Annotated in this window: 16 protein-coding genes and 2 tRNA genes; 3 read left to right on the plus strand and 15 right to left on the minus strand. The window is 68.1% G+C overall.

Annotated features, from left to right (window positions below; all coding sequences use genetic code 11):
- Positions 1–220 precede the first annotated feature (220 nt).
- The 10 genes from ED208_RS14015 to ED208_RS14060 form a co-directional block, all read right to left on the minus strand.
- Complete coding sequence (locus ED208_RS14015; RefSeq protein ID WP_123212549.1) at positions 221–2,542, minus strand: HlyD family efflux transporter periplasmic adaptor subunit; 2,322 nt, start codon at positions 2,540–2,542, stop codon at positions 221–223.
- A gap of 22 nt (positions 2,543–2,564) precedes the next feature.
- A complete protein-coding gene (locus ED208_RS14020) occupies positions 2,565–3,932 on the minus strand; it encodes a TolC family outer membrane protein (RefSeq protein WP_158608568.1) in 1,368 nt (455 codons plus the stop codon).
- A 238-nt stretch (positions 3,933–4,170) separates the two neighbouring features.
- Positions 4,171–4,246, minus strand: a tRNA-Glu gene (locus ED208_RS14025).
- A 99-nt stretch (positions 4,247–4,345) separates the two neighbouring features.
- Positions 4,346–4,421 (minus strand) — tRNA-Ala (locus ED208_RS14030).
- A gap of 94 nt (positions 4,422–4,515) precedes the next feature.
- The gene (locus tag ED208_RS14035) at positions 4,516–5,736 is read right to left on the minus strand and encodes an MFS transporter (protein ID WP_158608569.1); all 1,221 of its coding nucleotides are present in this window, start codon (positions 5,734–5,736) and stop codon (positions 4,516–4,518) included.
- A 191-nt stretch (positions 5,737–5,927) separates the two neighbouring features.
- Complete coding sequence (locus ED208_RS14040) at positions 5,928–6,665, minus strand: 3-oxoacyl-ACP reductase (RefSeq protein WP_123212552.1); 738 nt, start codon at positions 6,663–6,665, stop codon at positions 5,928–5,930.
- A 4-nt stretch (positions 6,666–6,669) separates the two neighbouring features.
- Complete coding sequence (locus ED208_RS14045) at positions 6,670–8,115, minus strand: chitobiase/beta-hexosaminidase C-terminal domain-containing protein (RefSeq protein ID WP_123212553.1); 1,446 nt, start codon at positions 8,113–8,115, stop codon at positions 6,670–6,672.
- Positions 8,112–9,344, minus strand: a complete 1,233-nt coding sequence (locus tag ED208_RS14050) for a transporter (protein WP_123212554.1) — start codon at positions 9,342–9,344, stop codon at positions 8,112–8,114. Before ED208_RS14050 ends, ED208_RS14045 begins: the two co-directional genes overlap by 4 nt.
- Entirely contained in the window at positions 9,323–10,561 is a 1,239-nt protein-coding gene (locus tag ED208_RS14055; RefSeq protein WP_158608570.1) for a transporter, read from the minus strand. The genes ED208_RS14050 and ED208_RS14055 overlap by 22 nt, the downstream gene beginning before the upstream one ends.
- Positions 10,562–10,710: 149 nt before the next feature.
- Complete coding sequence (locus tag ED208_RS14060) at positions 10,711–11,637, minus strand: patatin-like phospholipase family protein (protein ID WP_123212556.1); 927 nt, start codon at positions 11,635–11,637, stop codon at positions 10,711–10,713.
- Between the two features lie 113 nt (positions 11,638–11,750).
- On the opposite strand from ED208_RS14060, the gene ggt reads away from it, so the two are divergent.
- Together ggt and ED208_RS14070 are read left to right on the plus strand one after the other, a co-directional pair.
- Complete coding sequence (gene ggt, locus ED208_RS14065) at positions 11,751–13,454, plus strand: gamma-glutamyltransferase (RefSeq protein ID WP_123212557.1); 1,704 nt, start codon at positions 11,751–11,753, stop codon at positions 13,452–13,454.
- Between the two features lie 36 nt (positions 13,455–13,490).
- Positions 13,491–13,937, plus strand: coding sequence for a DpnI domain-containing protein (locus tag ED208_RS14070; protein WP_123212558.1), 447 nt, complete (start codon positions 13,491–13,493; stop codon positions 13,935–13,937).
- Between the two features lie 72 nt (positions 13,938–14,009).
- Here ED208_RS14070 and ED208_RS14075 read toward each other — a convergent pair whose 3' ends face one another.
- The 5 genes from ED208_RS14075 to ED208_RS14095 all read right to left on the minus strand — a co-directional run bounded on the left by ED208_RS14075 (position 14,010) and on the right by ED208_RS14095 (position 17,083).
- Positions 14,010–14,291: a hypothetical protein gene (locus ED208_RS14075; protein ID WP_123212559.1), complete on the minus strand. Its 282-nt coding sequence runs from the start codon at positions 14,289–14,291 to the stop codon at positions 14,010–14,012.
- Positions 14,292–14,310: 19 nt separating this feature from the next.
- Positions 14,311–14,511, minus strand: a complete 201-nt coding sequence (locus ED208_RS14080; RefSeq protein WP_123212560.1) for a DUF2283 domain-containing protein — start codon at positions 14,509–14,511, stop codon at positions 14,311–14,313.
- Complete coding sequence (locus ED208_RS14085) at positions 14,508–14,792, minus strand: DUF4258 domain-containing protein (protein WP_123212561.1); 285 nt, start codon at positions 14,790–14,792, stop codon at positions 14,508–14,510. The genes ED208_RS14080 and ED208_RS14085 overlap by 4 nt, the downstream gene beginning before the upstream one ends.
- Positions 14,793–14,796: 4 nt before the next feature.
- A complete protein-coding gene (ffh, locus tag ED208_RS14090) occupies positions 14,797–16,161 on the minus strand; it encodes a signal recognition particle protein (RefSeq protein WP_123212562.1) in 1,365 nt (454 codons plus the stop codon).
- Positions 16,162–16,315: 154 nt separating this feature from the next.
- Positions 16,316–17,083, minus strand: a complete 768-nt coding sequence (locus tag ED208_RS14095) for an MBL fold metallo-hydrolase (RefSeq protein ID WP_199720625.1) — start codon at positions 17,081–17,083, stop codon at positions 16,316–16,318.
- Positions 17,084–17,180: 97 nt separating this feature from the next.
- Between ED208_RS14095 and ED208_RS14100 the strand changes: the two genes are divergently transcribed.
- Positions 17,181–17,975 carry a cytochrome C assembly family protein gene (locus tag ED208_RS14100; RefSeq protein ID WP_123212563.1) on the plus strand — a complete coding sequence of 265 codons (795 nt, stop codon included), beginning with the start codon at positions 17,181–17,183 and terminating at the stop codon, positions 17,973–17,975.
- Positions 17,976–18,046 lie beyond the last annotated feature (71 nt).

Consider the following 18,046-nt stretch of genomic DNA (forward strand, 5'->3'; position numbering starts at 1 on the left):
GCGCAGGCCCACAACTTCTTCCCCTCCCCCCTCGCGGGGGAGGGTGGCGCGTAGCGTCGGGAGAGGGGGCGGTGGGCTGGAGCGCCTAGGCTCGCAATCCGAGTCAAGCCTGCAAAGAAGAGAAGCACCCCCTCTCCCTAGCCCTCCCCCACCAGGGGGGAGGGAACTGGAGAGCGCTGAATGGCGATCCCGCGCGGCCATCAACACCAGACGGCCCCCCTTACGGAATCCACGACCACAGCTCGACGAACAGGAAGCGCAGCAGCGCGCGGCTGAACACCACGATGGCCGGGTGCCAGTCGCCCTGCAGCTTGGCGTTGCCGGTCATGCCCGGCAGCAGGCGGCGTTCGGGATCGTCCAGCGCCACCTGCACCCGCACTACCTTGCCGTAGGGGCCGTCCTCGGCGGCCGGCGCGATGCGCCGCACCTCGCCGACGAAGCTCGACGCCGGAAACGCCCAGACCCGCGCCCTTGCCTCTTTGCCCGGGGCGATCTCGCCGATGGCGGATTCGGAGATGCGTACCTCGGCCAGGCGCTGCTGGCTGTCCTCGATCACCGCCAGCAGGTCGCCCCGGTTGAGAAACTGGCCGCGCGCGAATTGCAGCGAGCCGGACACCACCACGCCGGCAATCGGTGCCTTCACCTCGGTGTAGGCGAGCTGCTGGCGGTGGTAGACCAGTTGCGCCTGCACGTCACGGATCTGCGCCTCGATGGCGGCGATGCGGTCGGAGACCGCCGGGCTCTTCACCAGCTCCAGGCGCCGGCGCGCTTCCTCCAGCGCCTTGCGGTCGACATCGGCCTGGCCGCGCGCGCGGTCGTATTCCTGGGCGGTCACCGATTTGCGGCGGAAGGCCTCCTGCACCCGCTGCGCCTGCGCGGCCGATACCTCGGCGCGCTTGCTGGCGGTATCGAGCGCGCTGCGGGCGACCTCGACCTCTTCCAGCTTGCCGCCCTTCCCCGCCAGCGACAGATCGGCGCGCAACTGCGCCAGCCGCGCTTCGTTGGAGGCGACCTGGGCGCGCGGCTCGTCGGCGGCAATGCGGGCCAGCACCTGGCCAGCCTTCACCGTCTCGCCCTCCTGCACCAGCACCTCGCGGACATCGCCGGCGGTGAGCGCGCGCACATCGGCGCGGTCGCCCGGCAGCACCAGGAAGTCGCCACTGGGGTGATAGCGGTACGGCAGGCAGGCCAGCACCAGCAGGGCGATGCAGATCGCCCAGAAGCGCCGTGAGCGCTGCCACCAGGGCGGCGGCTGCAACTGGCCGAGATTGAGGTTGCTGGCGCCGGAGCGCGCATTGCGGAAGGACTGCGTCACGATTACCCCCAAGACCACCATCAACGGAACGAGACCGAGCGCGCCGTAGCGCGCGGTCAGAGCTTGCAGCGGAATCAGCATCAGGCCCAGCAACAGCAGCAGGTTGCCGGTGGCGAGAAAGCGGAACAGGTAGAGCAGCGGCTTGGGCAGGCTGCGCTGCGCCGGCGACCAGCCGGTGCCGCGCCGCTGCTTGCTGGCGGTGAAGGCCTGTTCGCGCAGATTGGGAATGCCCAGCCATTGCGCGAGCAGGAAGTAGCCGTCGAGCCGCAGCAGCGGATTGGCGCGCAGCAGCAGACCGAACAGAGCGATGAAGCCGATCCCCAGACTGTAGGGGCTGAGCGCGGTGGCGCTGCCACGGCTCAGGAACCAGGTCAGCGCCGCCAGCGTCACCAGCACCATGGGCGCGGACAGGCCGGCGCCGACGATGCGGGTGCGGGTGGCGCGGTCGCCGGCTTCGGCCGGGCCACGGCTGTCGACATAGAGCATCGGCTGACCGAACAGGCCACGGATCAGACCCAGCTTCGGCTCCAGGCCGGCGTAGCGGCTGATCGCGGCGGCGCGCGCCGAGACCGTCGCCAGGTGCACCAGAGTCCAGCCCAGCAGCATGTTCAGCGCCAGCATGCCGGGGCCGCTCAGGTGGGCGAGGTCGGATAGTACCGCCAGCCGGTGCCGCCACAGTCCATACAGCAGCAGCAGGAACAGCACGACCGAGACCAGCAACGCCGGCGGGCTGGACAGCGGCGCGATCAGCGGCGCGCCGAGGCGGGTCCAGGGCTGCGCCGACACCGCCCGGTAGGGCTTGTAGCGCAGCGTCGAGCGGTCGGTGACCAGGCGCAGCAGGCTGCCCATCAGGCCCGGCCCGGCCAGCGAGCCGGGCATGGTCGAGGGCGGGATCGCCTGGCTGCCGTAGGCACTGCCGCGCACATCGCTGATCGGCGGCGACGGCAGGGGCTCGTCGCGGCCCGGCTCCAGCAGGCCAGCCATCGCCAGTTCGGCGGCGTAGCGCTCCAGGCTCTCGGCGTCGATGTCCAGCCCGCGCGCGCGGGCGGCGTCGAGTATCTCGGCGCCGGAGCGCTGGCCGTCGAACAGCTCGGCGAGTTCGCGCTCTGGCGGCGTCAGCGCCAGCGGCGCCTGCTCGCGACCGGGCGCAAACGCGAGCCAGCCCGGGCGCCGTGGCTGCGGGCGCAGGCTGCCGGGCGCGAAGCGACGGCGGGGATGAGCGCTCATACCGGAGTCGGCGGCGGGATGCTCAGGGCGTGGCGGCAGCCGGCTCGGCACGCAGCAGGCGGTTGACCTGGGCGAGATCGGCGTTGAGAAGCGCGCCGGCGGCGCTCTTCAGGTGCAGGCTGTCGATGATGAACTTGTAGCGGGCGCCGCTGAGATTGGTTTCCGCCTCGGCGAGCTGCTCGATGGCGTCGAGCACCTCGGCATTGGTGCGGGTGCCCACCTCGAAGCCGGCGCGGTTGGCCTCCTCGGCGGCGCGGGCGGCACTGACCGCCTTTTGCAGGGCCAGCAGGCGCTGCGTACCGGCGCTGAGATTGAGCCAGGCGACCTTGGCCTCGCGCTCGGCCTGGGCGCGGGCACTGGCGAGGTCGGCCTCGGCGCGTTTGACCTGCTGTACGCCGCGTTCGATCTCGGCGCTGAGGCGACCACCGGTGTACAGCGGCAGGGTCGCGGCCAGGCCGATGCGCTGGTCGCTCTCGTCGCGCTCGCCGCTGATGCCGCCGCCGTTGTCGATCTCGTAGACGCTGCCAACCAGATCCAGCTGCGGCCAGCGGCCACGGCGCAGGCGCTCGGCTTCGAGCTTGGCGATTTCCAGCTCCAGCACACGCACGGCGACGCCGAGGTTCTGCTGCGCAGCGCGCTCGGTCCAGACCGACATCTCGTCGGGTTGCGGCCGCTTGAGGCTGGCATTGGCGGCCAGCGGCAGCAGCTCCCGGTAGGCCTTGCCGGTCAGCGATTCCAGCAGCGCGAAGGCTGCTTCCACCTGGGTCTGCGCGCTCAGCTGCTCGGCCGAGGCCAGCTCGGCGCCGGCCTGGGCGGTCTTCAGCTCGGCATCGAGCGCGAGACCGGCGGCGGCGCGGCCGGCCACCTGCTCGGCCTGCTGGCGCAGGGTGCGCAGCTTGATGCCGGCGATGCGCTCGCGGTCCTTCACCGCCAGCAGTGCGAAGTAGGCGTCGGCGACGTTGAGCAGCAGGGCTTCCTGCTTGCGCTCGGCCTCGGCCTTGGCGCGCGCCACCCGCTGCTCGGACTGGTCGAGCGCGCTGCGCAAGGGGCCGCTGTACAGCGACTGCCGCAGGGTGGCGCCGTAGGCAAAGCGCGGATAGGTGTCGCTGCGGTCGAAGTTGACCAGACCGTAGTAGTCGCCTTCCACCGAGTCGCGCACCCAGTCGGCGGTGCCGAACAGCGAGAGCTGCGGATACAGCCGCGCGCGGGTCTCGGGCAGCAGCTGCTTGGCCGCCGCGTACTCGGCACGCGCCGATTGCAGTTGCGGGCTGGCGAGCAGCGCGTCGTTGATCACCTGCAGCAGATTGGCCGGCCCGGCCACGGTCTCGGCCGCCTGCGCGCCAGCCCTGGGGGCGGCGACCACGGCCAACAGCAGCAGCCCGCAGGCCACCAGGGCCGTTGTGTGCCGGCCTGAATCATTTCTCCTCCGCATACCTGCTCCCTGGTATTCCGGCGCCGGTGCGCGCCGTCCATGCGCGGCGCTACAACGGCAATCCTGCGATTGTCGCCGCTTGCGCGCGCAAGTGCGAGATGAGTCTTGTCTTGGCGTGCAGGCCGGTGCCGCCGGGGCCGGGCGCCAGAAACAGAAAAGCCCGCACTGGCGGGCTTCGGGCGGCGGCAGTATGCAGTGGCGTTCCCACGGGGATTCGAACCCCGGTTACATCCGTGAAAGGGACGTGTCCTAGGCCTCTAGACGATGGGAACGAGGCGTACTGCATGTCATCAGTGCTGGACTGATCTCGCCCGTTTCATGGTCGCTCAATGCAGCCTTGCGAAGCCAAAAAACGGGAAACCAAAAAAATTTGGTGGAGCTAGTCGGGATCGAACCGACGACCTCTTGCATGCCATGCAAGCGCTCTCCCAGCTGAGCTATAGCCCCTTGCGGAGGCCGCGAATTATACGCGGCCGATACCGAAACGCAACCACTATTTTTCACGCTGCCTGCCACAGCGCAAAGACCACCCGGCGCGGCACTAATCCCGGTAGTCGAGGTCGCGGCCATAGCTCTCCGGCAACCGCCGCAAGGCCAGCAGCGCCAGAGCGAAAACCAGGCCACCGATTACCAGCGTGGCGCTGACCAGGCCAAGCAAGGGCCAGAGCAGCTTCACCCCCAGCGTCACCGGCACCGTGGCGGCGCGCACCAGGTTGGGCACGATGGTGGTCACCGTGGCGCGCAGGTTGGTGCCGAACTGCTCGGCTGCCAGGGTCACGAAGACCGTCCAGTAGCCCTGGGCGAGTCCGATCAGGAACAGCAGCTGGCAGTACCGCTCGGGACCGTCGCTGCGCATCAGGCCCAGGCTCAGCGCCAGCAGTGCCAGCAGCGCCACCGCCAGCACCCGCCGCCGCGAGCGCAGCCATTCGCTGACCAGGCCGGAGCAGCCGCTGCCCAGGGCCAGACCCAGCGCCTGCCAGCGCAGCGCCTCGCCGACCAGCAAGGGCTGCGCGTGGCCCAGGGCCTTGCCGTACTCCGGCGCGAAGTTCACGAACAGTGCCGAGGCGTACCAGATCGGCACGCCGATCCAGGTCACCGCCAGGAAGCGCCGCCGCAACCTGCGGCTCCCAAGCAGGCGCCGCAAACCCTCGCCGCCCCGGACGCCCGGCAGGCCCCGCTCGCGCAGGAACAGCGGCGACTCGGAGAGCACCTGCAGGCGCAGCAGCAGCACCAGCAGGCCGGCGCCGCCGCCCAGCAGGTAGGCGGTGCGCCAGGGCAGCCACTGGCCGGCGTAGGAGGCAGCCAGGGCGCCGACCAGGCCCAGGAAGGAGATCAGCGTGGTGCCATAGCCACGCAGCCGGCGTGGCAGGGATTCGGAGATCAGGGTGATGCCGGCGCCCAGCTCGCCGGCCAGGCCGATGCCGGCCAGCAGCCGCAGCAGCGCGTACTGCTCGACACTGCTGACGTAGGCATTGGCGATATTGGCCAGCGAGTACAGCGCGATGGTGGCGATCAGCGCCTGCCGGCGGCCGTAGCGGTCGCCGAACCAACCCCAGAACACCCCGCCGATAAGCATGCCGCTCATCTGCAGGTTGAGCAGGGCGATGCCCCAGTCGGTATTGGCCGCGCCGTCCAGACCCAGCTCACGCAGCGAGGCGACCCTAACGACGCCGAACAGCACGATGTCGTAGAGATCGACGAAATAGCCCAGCGCCGCCGCCAGCACCGCCAGCAGCTGCGCCTTGCGCGTGGCCGGGTTCACTGAGCCCAAAGCCCGTGAAGAAATCCCAGCGAGCACGGCCTGCTGCAAGGAACAGCCGCACAGCAACCGCAGCGCACCGACGTGCCTGAGGACTGCGAGCACCGCATGGCACTTGCGCCGGCGCTGGCGTTACCGCCCCGGCTTGGGCCAGGGGCGCAGCAGGACAGCGCAGTCGATTTATTCACGGGCTTTCACGCCGACATATACAAGCCGCCATTCACCGGGATGTTGGCGCCGGTGATGTAGGCCGACTGGGCGTCGCAGAGAAAGCACACCACCCTTGCGATCTCCGCCGGCAGCCCCAGTCGACCGAGCGGGATCTGCGCGCGGATCTTGGCCAGCGCCTCGGGCTTGATGGCGGCGGTCATCGGCGTCTCGATATAGCCCGGTGAGACGGTGTTGACGGTCACACCCTGTGCCGCCCCTTCCTGCGCCAGGGCCATGGTGAAACCGTGCAGCGCCGCTTTCGCCGCCGAATAGTTGGCCTGGCCGAACTGGCCTTTCTGGCCGTTCACCGAGGAGATGTTGACGATACGGCCGTAGCCGCGCGCGCACATGGCGGTGAACAGCGGCTGGCTTAAGTGGAAGGCGGCGTCGAGATTGGCGGCCATCACCTCGCGCCATTGTCTCAGGCTCATTTTCACGAAGCGGGCATCGCGGGTGATGCCGGCGGCGTTCACCAGCACGTCGACAATCTCGAATGGCGTCGGCAGACCGGCCAGCAGCGCGGCACAGGCCTCGGGGTCGGCGAGGTCGCAGAAACGGATGGCGATCTCCGGCCCAAGCCGCGCCTGCAACTCGGGCAGGCGCGCGGCTTCGGCGGGGTGCCCGATGGCCAGCACGTCGAAACCTGCGGTCCGCAGCTGCCGGCAGATTTCTCCGCCGATGGCGCCAGTGCCGCCGCTGACCACGGCCGTCGGTAAGCGCATCGCCTCAACGCCCCTTCTTGCGCCGGCCCGCGTACGGCTCCGGCACTTCAGGGTCGAGCTGCCGCTCCAGGGTATGCGCGGCCTCGACCTTCTCCAGGCTGATGTCGTAGTCGAGCACCAGCGGCGGCGAGCGGCGGCCATCGGGCGTGATCGCCACGGCTTGCAGCCGCAACGGCGCGGCGACGTAGAGCGGATGCTCCGGCCGATACAGCGGCGAGCCGCTGTCGGGCGAGGTGCCGCTGGTGGTGTAGACGATGAAGGCGGCGGGGTCGCTGGCGGTCAGCCGCACTTGCTGCGGTTGCTCGTAGACGCCGCCAGCCGGACTGGCGCTCAAGCTCAGCTCGCCGGCCGGCTGGTAGCCCTCGGCGCCAGCGTAGCGCGCCAGCGGACTGGCGAGGCCAGACCCGGCGTGCGCGGCATAGCAACTGCTCACCCGGCCCGGCTTCAGCGGCCAGACCTGCGCGGGCACGACGGCGGCGCCCGGCTCCAGGCCATCGTCGGCACAGTAGAGCCGCGCATCCGGCTGGTCGCTGCGCAGCTGCTCACCCTCGCGCAGCAGCTGCGGCGGACTGGCGCGCGGCAGCGGCTCGTGGACCTCGGACAGGAAGGCCAGCACCGGTTGCAGGGTTTCCGGCCGGCGCGGCAGGTCCATGTGGTCGAACCAGGCGCCGTGTTCGCGGTTGTACGCGAGGTTGCGCGCGCCCTCGAGGGCCGGGCTGTCCTGACTCGGCTTGGGATAGAACACGTCGGCCCAGCCGCCGCCGTCGTAGAGCATGAAGTAGCGCGTCGGCCCCGGCGTTTCGCCACCACGGTTGAGCTGCGCCAGCCAGGGGCTGCCGGGCGCCAGCTCCCAGGCGGTCAGCCGCTGCTGGCCACGGCTGTCGCTGGAGGCGGTCCAGGTGCCGTGATTGGCGCCGGCGATGCCGACGAAGTTGCGCACCCGGTGGTAGCTGTTGGTCTGCTTGAGCCATTGCCGCACCACCGTCACCCCCAGCGAATGGGCGACGATGTCGACCTGCCGCACCGGCACGCCGCGCTTCTTCGACAGGTAGTTGATGACGCTGTTGACGCTGCGCTCCAGGCTCGGCACCGACAGCTCGTTGGAGTCGAAGTAGCGGACATTGTCCCAGCCGTAGCCGAAGGCCCAGAGCTCGTCCCGGCTGTAGCCCTGATGCAGGAAGTAGTCGCGGGTCGGCAGCCAGTAGCGGGCCGAGACGGTGTTGCCGTGCACGAAGATCACCGGCGTGCGGTAGACGCCGCTGGCCTGGTCGCTGCCGAAGCCCGGCATGGGCTGGCCGGTCTCGGCCGACAGCGGCGGCCGGAAGTCGGCCGGGAAGTCGTGCAGGCCGGGCACCGTCATGCCCAGGCGCGGCAGCAGGGTCTCGCGAGCCGGCAGGCAGGCCGCCAGCAGCGGCAACAGCAGCAGGGCGACGAAACGGGACCGGCTCACGGCGCCCAGAACAGGTAGACGAAGCGGAGTTCGAGGTAGGGCGAGGCCGAGGTGGCCGCCGCCTCGCCGACCCCGAACAGGGTCGCCACTTCCTGGGCGAAGGCGTTGTCGCCGACCCCGGTGTTGTTGCGGTCGGGGCCCGGGCAGTTGCTCACCGCGCAGACGTCGTAGACCACGTCGATCTGGCTGCCACGTCCGGAGATCGGCTGCACCACCCGCGCCTGCAGCACCGTCGAAGTGCGGTAGACGTAGTAGATGCCGGCGCTGACCAGACTGGCCTGCACGCCGTTGTCCTGGTAGGGGCCGCTACGCGGCTGCAGGTAGAAGGAGTCCAGCAGCGGCGAGTTGCAGAGCGTGCTGCCAATACCCAGCGCGGCGCACAGGGTCTCCGGCGCCAGCGGCTGATCCTTGAAGTTGATGCTCACCTGGTCGTAGTAATTGGGCCCCACCGACTTGTGCCAGGAGTAGCCGAGATCGGCATACCAGCGCTCGCTGAACTTCCAGGTGAAGTTGACCTCGGCATTGATCCAGTCGGCGATGCGGGTCGGCGAGGTGCCGCCGAAGGCCGGCTTGTCGTTGTCGCCATTGATCTGGTAGGCCAGCGTGCCGTCGATGCTCAGCCGGCCGTAGAGGTTGGCGTTGAAGGCGAGTTGCGGGGTGATCGTTCGGTAATTGGTGCCGACGTTGAGCATCGCGTCGGGATCGTACTGGCCGATCGGCTCCTTCAGCGTCGCCGACAGCAGGCCGTTGAACTTCAGCGGTCCGTAGCGGTGCTCGCTGGTGTAGAGCCCGCACAGCGCGAACAGATCGGAGAGGCCATTGCTGCCGGCCTGGGCGCCGAACTGGCGGCCGCGTTCGGCCACCTGCGAGGTGTTCTGCTGGTAGCCAAAACCACCGATCAGGCGGCAGAACTGGTCGTGATCCTTGAGGTAGGGGACGCCAGTGTCGCGAAACACGTTGCCCACCCACAGCACCTTGAACAGCGCCAGCGCGGTGTCGGTACTGGCGCCGGCCGGCACGAACGGCCGCCCCAGCTCCACCCGTCCGCCATCGCGGTCGAACACCTCGTTGATCTGGCTCAGGATCAGCGTGCCCTCGGTGTAGGTGCCGTTGGGCTTGACCGAATACTCGTCGAGGTGCGGCGTGAACAGCACGCCGGCCTGCGCCAGCGCCGGGTAGGCGACCAGCGTCAGGCCCAGGGCCAGACTCAGCGTTTGCAGCCAGCGCATGCGTAGGGGTCTCCCTGACCGAATTGATAGCGCAGGCTCAGCGTCCAGCGGTCCGAGGCGAACACCCGCGCCGCTCCCAGGCCGTCCACCAGCACGGTGTCGCCGGCGCTGACATTGCAGCCGAGTCCGCCCGGCGTGCAGCCGGCTGGCGCGCGGTTGGTGTAGGGCAGCAGGAACTGGCCACTCTTGCCCGACAGCGGGTGGCTGTACTGCAGGCCGATCAGTACCCGCTGGCTGGCGAACCAGTGCAGCCCGAGCCCGGTTTCGCGCAGGGCGCTGCCCTCGTCCTGGTAGTTGCCGGGCGTGGGGAAGGTGTCGACGCTACCGGGAATGCCGCCCGGCGAAGGCGGGTTGGGCGAGTAGCGCGGATTCAGGTAGCGGTTGTGCCCGCCCTGGCGGTCCAGCCCGTAGACACTGGCGTACCAGCCGCTGACCAGCCGCTGGGCAAGGCTGAGGTCGATCAGCCGGTCGCTGCCCTGGCGCGCCGGATCCAGGGCGCCGAACGCCGGCTCCTCGTTGTCGAAGTAGTGGCGCCAGGTGAAGCCGGCGTCGACCAGGCCGCCGCTCCAGGGCTGCCAGTGCCCGCCGAGCTGCAGCTGCGCTGCGGCGGTGTTGCTGCCGGCATTCACCGGCGCATCGCGGTCGTAGCGGCCGAACGGCAGGCGGACGCCGACCGTGGCCAGCAATGCGTACGGCGGCCGCTCGCCCGAGCGCCAGCCACTGCTGGGCGAGCCAAGCAGGAAGCTGCCGAACTCGAAACCGAGGTCGCCGACGCCGCTGCCGTTGTTGCGCAGGTCGTCGGCATCGGTACTGGCGTCGTCGCTGGCGTCGGCGGCGAACTCGGCCAGCCGGCCGTCGGTGCGGACGCTGGCCTGGTTCAGGCTGACCCGCAGCAAATGGGTGCGGCTGGAGAAAAACGGCAGGTCGCGGCCCTCGAACAAGGGCAGATGCCAGGTCAGGCTGGCGCGCAGACGGCGCTCCGGAAAAGCCGTGTGGCCGCCGGCCTGCGGCGCGGCGCTGCCCTGGCGGTCGCCATTGCGGTCGTAGCTGCTGTCGGCCGGATCCAGGGCGTAGCTGGCGTCCAGATAGAGACCGGGATACAGCGGCAGGTAGCGCCCGAACTGCGGCGCCGGCTCGGCGGCCTGGGCCGGCGGTAGCGCCAGCCAGACCAGCAGGGCCAGGCCGGCACAGCGGGCGGACAATCCGGTACGACTCATCTGGCCTTGACTCTCCTGCTGCGACGCGCCACCGATCTGCGGCGACAGGGCCCGGCCACTTCCCGGTGGCGACAGGCCAGTTTCTTCCGTGAACGGGCTCTTGAGGGCCAAGCTTATCGCGCCCGCCGCCCTCGCGGGCGAGTCCATGCTCATTCCAAAACCAGGCCGCGCGCCTTGAGCTTGGCACGCAACTCCGGCAAGGCCGCCTGGGCGGCGCGCTCGCCGGCCAGGATCGCCCGGTGCTTGCCCTCGAAGTCGGTGGAGGTGACATCGCGCATGTCCGGCACCACCACCACGTCGGCCAAGGGGTATTCCGACTCGCGGATGGTCTTGCCCATGATCCCGAAGGTGCGCATCACCACGTCGAGCTTGCCCTGCGCCTCGCGCTGGTCGGGCGGCGCGGCGACATCCACCGCGATCACGAAGTCCGCCCCCATCTGCCGGGCATAGCGGATCGGCACCACGCTGACCAGGCCGCCGTCGACATAGTCCTCATCCCCGATCCGCGCCGGCGCGAACACGCCGGGCACCGCCGAGGAGGCCTGCACCGCCAGCCCGGTTTCGCCGCGCTCGAACAGCACTGCCTCGCCGGTCTTGAGCTTGACCGCCACGCAGGCGAAGCGCGGCTTGAGCTGCTGGATGGTCTTGTTCTTGACCGCGCCGTTGATGAAGTGGCGCAGGGCGTCGCCCTTGATCAGGCCCTTGCCGAACAGCGTCCAGTCGGAAACCGTGGCGCGGTCCAGATCGAAGGCCATCTGCTGCAGATCGAAGCCCGAATAGCCGGCCGAGTACAGGGCGCCGGCGACACTGCCGGCGCTGGTGCCGACCACCATCTCCGGCTTCAGGCCGTGGCTTTCCAGCACCTTGATGACGCCGATGTGGGCGAAGCCGCGCGCGGCGCCGCCGCCCAGCGCCAGGGCGATCTTCGGCGGCGGCGGTGGCGGTACGGTCGGCGCCACGACCGGCGGCAGCTCCGGGGCCGGGGGCGGCTTGCCGCCGAACAGGCCGCAGGCCGCCATCGGCAGCGACAACAACAGAAGCAGGCCCCGCCAGCGGCGGAACGGGAGCGCAGTCATGGGAGCAATCTAGGGAACGTGGGATGCGCCCGATTCTAAGCCGCCCGCCAGCCGACTTTGCGGCCGCCCCGGCATGGGCGATGCTGCCGCCCTACCCGCCCCCGAGACTTGCCATGCGCTCCCTGCTCGTGCTGCTGCTGACCCTCGGCGCCCTGCCCGCGACGGCCGGCGACCGCATCACCGGCAAACCGTTCGCCAGCCGCAGCGAGGTGATCGCCCTGCACGGCATGGCCGCCACCAGCCAGCCGCTCGCCACCAATGCCGCACTGGACATCCTCAAGGCCGGCGGCAGCGCGGTGGACGCGGCGATTGCCGCCAACGCCATGCTCGGTCTGGTGGAACCGACCGGCAACGGCATCGGCGGCGACCTGTTCGCCCTGGTCTGGGATGCGCGCAGCCAGCGCCTGTACGGGCTCAATGCCAGCGGCCGTTCGCCCAAGGGGCTGACGCTGGCGACGCTGCGCGAACGCCTGAAGTCCGAAGGCCTGGAGCGCCTGCCGCCGCTGGGCCCGCTGCCGGTGAGCGTCCCGGGCGCGGTCGATGGCTGGTTTGAACTGCACGGCAAGTTCGGCCGGCTGCCGATGAAGCAACTGCTGGCCCCGGCCATCCGCAGCGCCCGCGAGGGGCATCCGGTCAGCGAGCTGATCGCCTACTACTGGGCGCGCAGCGTGCCCAGACTCGCGAAGTTCCCCGGCTTCCGCGAGCAGATGACCCTGAACGGCCAGGCGCCGAAGAAGGGCGAGATCTGGAAGAACCCCCATCTCGCCAACAGCCTGGAGGCCATCGCCAAGGGCGGGCGCAAAGCCTTCTATCAGGGCCGGATTGCCCACACCATCGCCGACTACGTGCAGGCCCAGGGTGGCTATCTGAGCTACGAAGACTTGGCCAGCCACCGCAGCGAATGGGTGGAGCCGGTCTCCACCAACTACCGTGGCTACGAAGTATGGGAGCTGCCGCCCAACTCGCAGGGCATCGCGGTCTTGCAGATGCTCAATCTGCTCGAAGCCTATGACCTCGCCAAGGCCGGCTACGGCAGCCCCGAGCATCTGCACTGGTTCATCGAGGCCAAGAAGATCGCCTTCGAGGACCGCGCCAAGTTCTACGCCGACCCGGCCTTCAACAAGCTCCCGGTCGCCGAACTGATCAGCAAGCCCTACGCCCAGGAGCGCCGCAAGCTGCTCGACCCGACCAGGGCGGCAAAGCGCATCGAAGCCGGCAACCCGGCGCTACGCCAGGGCGACACCATCTACCTCACCACCGCCGATGCCGAAGGCAACATGGTGTCGCTGATCCAGAGCAACTACCGTGGCATGGGCAGCGGCATGACGCCGCCGGGCCTGGGCTTCGTGCTGCAGGACCGTGGCGAGATGTTCAGCCTGGAAGACGGCCACGCCAACGTCTATGCGCCGGGCAAGCGGCCGTTCCAGACCATCATCCCAGCCTTCATCAGCAAGGACGGAAAACCCTGGGTGAGCTTCGGCGTGATGGGTGGCGACATGCAGCCGCAGGGGCATGTGCAGATCGTCATGAACCTGATCGACTTCGGCATGAACCTGCAGGAAGCCGGCGACGCGCCGCGCATCTACCACACCGGCTCCAGCGAGCCGACCGGTGAGCTGATGACCGATGGCGGTGTGGTGAATCTGGAAAGCGGTTTTCCCGCCGAGTCGGTGCGCAGCCTGCTCGACAAGGGCCACCAGCTCGGCTGGGACCTGGGCGGCTACGGCGGCTACCAGGCGATCCTGCGCGATCCCAAGACCGGCGTGTATTACGGGGCTTCGGAGTCGCGCAAGGATGGGATGGCGGCGGGGTATTGAGGCAGGGTTTAGCTGCGACCACACAACTGGATATTTATGGCAACGCCGAAACAACAACTAGGGGCTTTGGGAGAGCAGCTCGTTGCAAAAATCTGCGCCTGCCCAAAATGCAAAAAGCCTAAAACCCTCAAGCGGCTACCAACCAACTTCAAATGTGCCGATTTGATCTGTGACTTTTGCGGGTTCCTCGCTCAAGTCAAAACAATGTCCACAGCTGCCGTGTCACCGCTACCTAAACAAATTTTGGGAGCCGCATGGGGACCGCAGAAAGCCAGGATGGATGCAGCCATCTACTTTCCCCTCTTCCTTGTCCTCAAGACTCCGTCGGATTACGCCGTCTATTACTTACCAACCGATTTTCAAAGCCCAGCATTGTTTTCAGTGAGGAAACCGCTCTCTCAAACTGCACGACGAAAGGGATGGCAGGGCTTTATGTACGTCCTTGAATCCCTGCCGGAGGGGGCTTTTGTCCGACTTGCATAGCGGCGTAAGGTGGGCAAAGTGCAGCGTGCCCACGCGGCTGCCGGCAGATTGAGGGGTGGGCTGAAGCCCACCCTACGCCGCCAAATCGCGCAAAGCCTCATTGAGCACCCGATCAGAAACACCACGCTTCTTGAGCGCCTTCTTGAGCTTCTCGACCGCATCGTCGTTATGTGCCGCCTCGTCGCGGCGCAGCCCCTCGCTGATGTAAGCCTTGAGCAAGGTCTGATAACCGGTATAGCCCTTGTGCGGGGCAATCGACTTGAGGCTTTCCACCACGTCCACTGGGATGCGCAGCGTGATGCTGGTGGTAGGGCGGTCCTTGGTCAGGCGCTTCTTGATGGATTCACTCAGCACGGGAACGGCGACCGGTTAGCTAGGCTGCTTTTAGCGCCGGGCTGATCTCCAGCGGCAGGTAACCCGCGCTCTTGGCATCGAGGATCTCGATCTCGGCGATTTCACCACTCTCGGTCATGCCCAGATTGACATTCCAGTTCAGCGACACATCGCGCACCACAGCACCGCCGGCGAGCCGGATCAGCAGTACGTCGTCCTGGGCGTTGTAGTCCATCTTCATGTTGGAACCTCCTGAAGCTGCCAGTTGATCATGACCGTCTTGACGATCAAGGCGGAATCCAGATGAACCGCCGTGCACACAAGATTATCCTCCCTTCCGGCCAGGGATCTGTAAATCCAGCAATGGCTCGCGTCCTTGTGGCGCAGCTCGCCAGTCTCAATCAAGTTGAGCAATTCGACTTGGCTGACACTCCGCTGGAGCATGCGCAAGGCGGCATGCGAAGTGATCCAGACCCGCTTCTGAAAGCGCTCGCTGAAACCGGCTGGCTCGGTAGCGCTCATCCGCTCAGCGCCTAGGCATCATCCCCGGCGGCAGCTTGCCGGCCAGTGAGCGCATCATCTTGGCCATGCCGCCGCCGGCCATCTTCTTCATCATGTCGCGGGTCTGATCGAACTGGCGCAGGAGTTGGTTCACCTGCTGCACCTCGACGCCGGAGCCGGCGGCGATGCGGCGCTTGCGGCTGGCCTTGATGAGGTCGGGGAACTGCCGCTCCTGCGCCGTCATCGAGTTGATGATGGCGATGGTGCGCTTGACCTGCTTTTCCGGGTTGGCGTTCTTGAGCTGCGCCTGCAGATTGGCGCCGCCCGGCAGCTTCTCCAGCAGCGAGTCGAAGCCGCCCATGTTCTGCATCTGCAGCATCTGCTCGCGGAAGTCGGCGAGATCAAAACCCTTCTTGCTCTTGAGCTTGGCGGCGAGCTTGGCGGCCTTTTCGGCATCGACCCGCTGCACGGTCTCTTCGATGAGGCCGAGCATGTCGCCCTGGCCGAGGATGCGCGCGGCGATGCGGTCGGGGTGGAAGACTTCCAGCTTGTCGCTCTTCTCGCCGACGCCGATGTACTTGATCGGCGCGCCGGTGACCTGACGCACCGAGAGCGCGGCGCCGCCACGCGAATCGCCGTCGGCCTTGGTCAGCACCACGCCGGTCAGCGGCACCCGGTCGGCGAAGGCGCGCGCAGTCTTGGCGGCGTCCTGGCCGGTCATGGCGTCGACCACGAACAGGGTTTCGACCGGATCGAGCGCGGCGTGCAAGCCGGCCAGCTCGACCATCATGTCCTCGTCCACCGTGGTGCGGCCGGCGGTATCGACGATCAGCACGTCGGCATAGGTCTTCTTCGCCTGCTCGACGGCGGCGCGGGCAATCGCCTGCGGCGACTGGCCGACTTCCGAGGGGAAGAACTCGACACCGACCTGGCCGGCGACGATGCGCAACTGTTCGATGGCCGCCGGGCGGTAAACGTCGCAGGAGACCACCAGCACGCTCTTCTTCTCGCGCTCCTTCAGGAGCTTGGCGAGCTTGCCGACGGTGGTGGTCTTGCCGGCACCCTGCAAACCGGCCATCAGCAGGATGGCGGGCGGCTGGGCACGCAGATTGAGCGGCACCACTTCGCCACCCAAGGTGTCAGTCAGCGTCTGCTGCACCAAGCGCAGGAAGGCCTGACCCGGGGTGAGGCTCTGGGTGATCTCGGCACCCAGCGCCTTGGCCTTGACCGCGTCGACGAAGCCCTTGATGACCGGCAGGGCGACGTCGGCCTCCAAGAGCGCCATGCGCAACTCGCGGGCGGCGCTGTTGATCTGGTCTTCGGTCAGGCGGCCCTGGCCGCGCAGGCTGTCGAGCACGCCGGACAGGCGCTGGCTGAGTGATTCGAACATGGGCTTCGAGGTATTCGGAAAAAGGTCGAGAAGCGTCGCGAGCGAAGGGAGTTCGCGATCCGCCAGCGCGCAGAAACCGCAGCGTACTTAAAAGTACGTGAGGATTTCGAGCACTGCCGGAGCGCGAAATACCGAGCGCAGCAGCTTCCTGCGCTTACAGCATGAAGATTTCGCCGGATTCGAGATGATGATAATTCCAGCCGACCAGCAGCGCCGCGCACTGGCGCTGGATCAGGGCCTCGGTGCCAGGCTTGTGATGGGTCAGCAGCAGCTGCGGGCGGTGCCGGAGCTTGCCCAGCTCGCGCGCCAGGAGCGAGGGCGTGAAGTGCTTGGAGGCGGCGCCCAGCTCTTCCTGCTCGTCGGGGAAGGCGATCTCGATCATCAGCAGATCCAACCGAGGCAGGGCGTTGAGCGCATCCCACAGGCTGTCGCAGGCCCAGGTGTCGCCGCTGAAGGCGAACACGCCGGTCGGCGACTGCACCGCCAGTCCGACCGCAGGCACGGTGTGCAGCACCTCGAAGCTGTGCAGCACCCGCTGCTCGCCCAAGTCCAGGCGCTGACCCACCGGCAGGGGCTCCCAGCGGAGCAGGGGCTGTTCGGGATTGGGCAGCTGGGAGAAATCCGGCCAGATCTTCCAGTTGAAAATGTGATCGCGGATCGCGCTCAGCGTCGCCTCGCTGGCGTGGACGCGGATCGGCGAGTCGATCAGATCAAACAGGTTGTCGGCCATGAAGGCCAGGCCGCAGACGTGATCGAGATGCGCGTGGCTGAGCACCACGTGGCGGATGCGCCGCATCTGCGACAAGGCCAGATCGCCGACGCCAGTGCCGGCGTCGATCAGGATCTCGTCGTCTATCAACAGACTGGTGGTGCGCAGGCTCGGCCCCACCCCGCCGCTGCACCCCAGGATTTTGATCCGCATCGGAATTCGCAAGCCCCTGATTAACGACGATTTGAGTCTAGCATGCAGCCCGTGGAGCCCCGGCCGCAGGCCAGGGAGCCAGTGCTATCCTGCGGCCATGTCGCTGCCCATCCTGCCCCTGGCGCTGATTGCCCTCGTTGCCTATGCGCATGCCTCCTGGCGGGCGGCGGGCGCCCGGCAGGACCGCTCCGGGCTGATCTCGCTGCTGCTGGCGCTCGGCTGCCACGGGCTGGCCCTGGTCGGCAGCCTGCAAGAGGCCGATGGCCGGCTCGGACTCACCCAGGCGCTGTCATTGGTCACCTGGCAGACCGCCCTGCTGCTGGCCCTGCTCTGGCGGGTCAATACCCTCTGGCCGCTGCGTACCGCGATCTATCCCCTGGCGGCGGCTGGCGCCCTGCTGGTGGCGGTCTGGCCTTCGCGCTCGGGTGCCGAGGCGCCGCACGACTGGAAGATCGCCCTGCACGTGGCCTTGTCGATCTTCGCCGCCGGCCTGCTGACCCTGGCGGCCGCACAGGCGGTGGCGCTGTCGGTGCTCGACCGCCTGCTGCACAAGCCGGAGCAGCTCAACCGGGTATTGCGGATGCCGCCCATGCAGTCGGCGGAGGACTGGCTGTTTCAGCTGATCGGCGCCGGCTTCTTCGTGCTGTCCCTGGCGCTGCTGTCGGGACTGATCTTCGTCGACAACCTGTTCGACCAGCACCTGGTGCACAAGACCCTGCTGTCGATCCTGGCCTGGGCGATCTTCGGCGCCCTGCTGCTGGGCCGTCGCCGCTGGGGCTGGCGTGGCCGCCGGGCGGTGCGCTGGGCGCTGAGCGGCTACGGCCTGTTTCTGCTCGCCTATTTCGGCAGCAAGCTGGTGCTGGAGCAATTTCTAGGCCGCCACTGGAGTTAGCCACCCGCCGTGGGTTCGGTTTGGCTTGACACCCCGCCCCGCCGTTCGCTAACTATGGTCGCCCTTGTGGT

It is taken from the genome of Stagnimonas aquatica, from assembly GCF_003730135.1.
Taxonomy (GTDB): Bacteria; Pseudomonadota; Gammaproteobacteria; order Nevskiales; family Nevskiaceae; genus Stagnimonas; species Stagnimonas aquatica.

What these genes read in the sequence shown, in the direction of transcription:
- ED208_RS14040 (WP_123212552.1), bottom strand. Translation starts at nt 6,665, where the DNA reads ATGCGCTTACCGACGGCCGTGGTCAGCGGCGGCACTGGCGCCATCGGC.
- ED208_RS14080 (WP_123212560.1), bottom strand. Translation starts at nt 14,511, where the DNA reads ATGAAGATGGACTACAACGCCCAGGACGACGTACTGCTGATCCGGCTC.
- ggt (WP_123212557.1), top strand. Translation starts at nt 11,751, where the DNA reads ATGCGCTCCCTGCTCGTGCTGCTGCTGACCCTCGGCGCCCTGCCCGCG.
- ED208_RS14055 (WP_158608570.1), bottom strand. Translation starts at nt 10,561, where the DNA reads ATGAGTCGTACCGGATTGTCCGCCCGCTGTGCCGGCCTGGCCCTGCTG.
- ED208_RS14015 (WP_123212549.1), bottom strand. Translation starts at nt 2,542, where the DNA reads ATGAGCGCTCATCCCCGCCGTCGCTTCGCGCCCGGCAGCCTGCGCCCG.
- ED208_RS14070 (WP_123212558.1), top strand. Translation starts at nt 13,491, where the DNA reads ATGGCAACGCCGAAACAACAACTAGGGGCTTTGGGAGAGCAGCTCGTT.
- ED208_RS14060 (WP_123212556.1), bottom strand. Translation starts at nt 11,637, where the DNA reads ATGACTGCGCTCCCGTTCCGCCGCTGGCGGGGCCTGCTTCTGTTGTTG.
- ED208_RS14050 (WP_123212554.1), bottom strand. Translation starts at nt 9,344, where the DNA reads ATGCGCTGGCTGCAAACGCTGAGTCTGGCCCTGGGCCTGACGCTGGTC.
- ffh (WP_123212562.1), bottom strand. Translation starts at nt 16,161, where the DNA reads ATGTTCGAATCACTCAGCCAGCGCCTGTCCGGCGTGCTCGACAGCCTG.
- ED208_RS14095 (WP_199720625.1), bottom strand. Translation starts at nt 17,083, where the DNA reads ATGCGGATCAAAATCCTGGGGTGCAGCGGCGGGGTGGGGCCGAGCCTG.
- ED208_RS14100 (WP_123212563.1), top strand. Translation starts at nt 17,181, where the DNA reads ATGTCGCTGCCCATCCTGCCCCTGGCGCTGATTGCCCTCGTTGCCTAT.
- ED208_RS14085 (WP_123212561.1), bottom strand. Translation starts at nt 14,792, where the DNA reads ATGAGCGCTACCGAGCCAGCCGGTTTCAGCGAGCGCTTTCAGAAGCGG.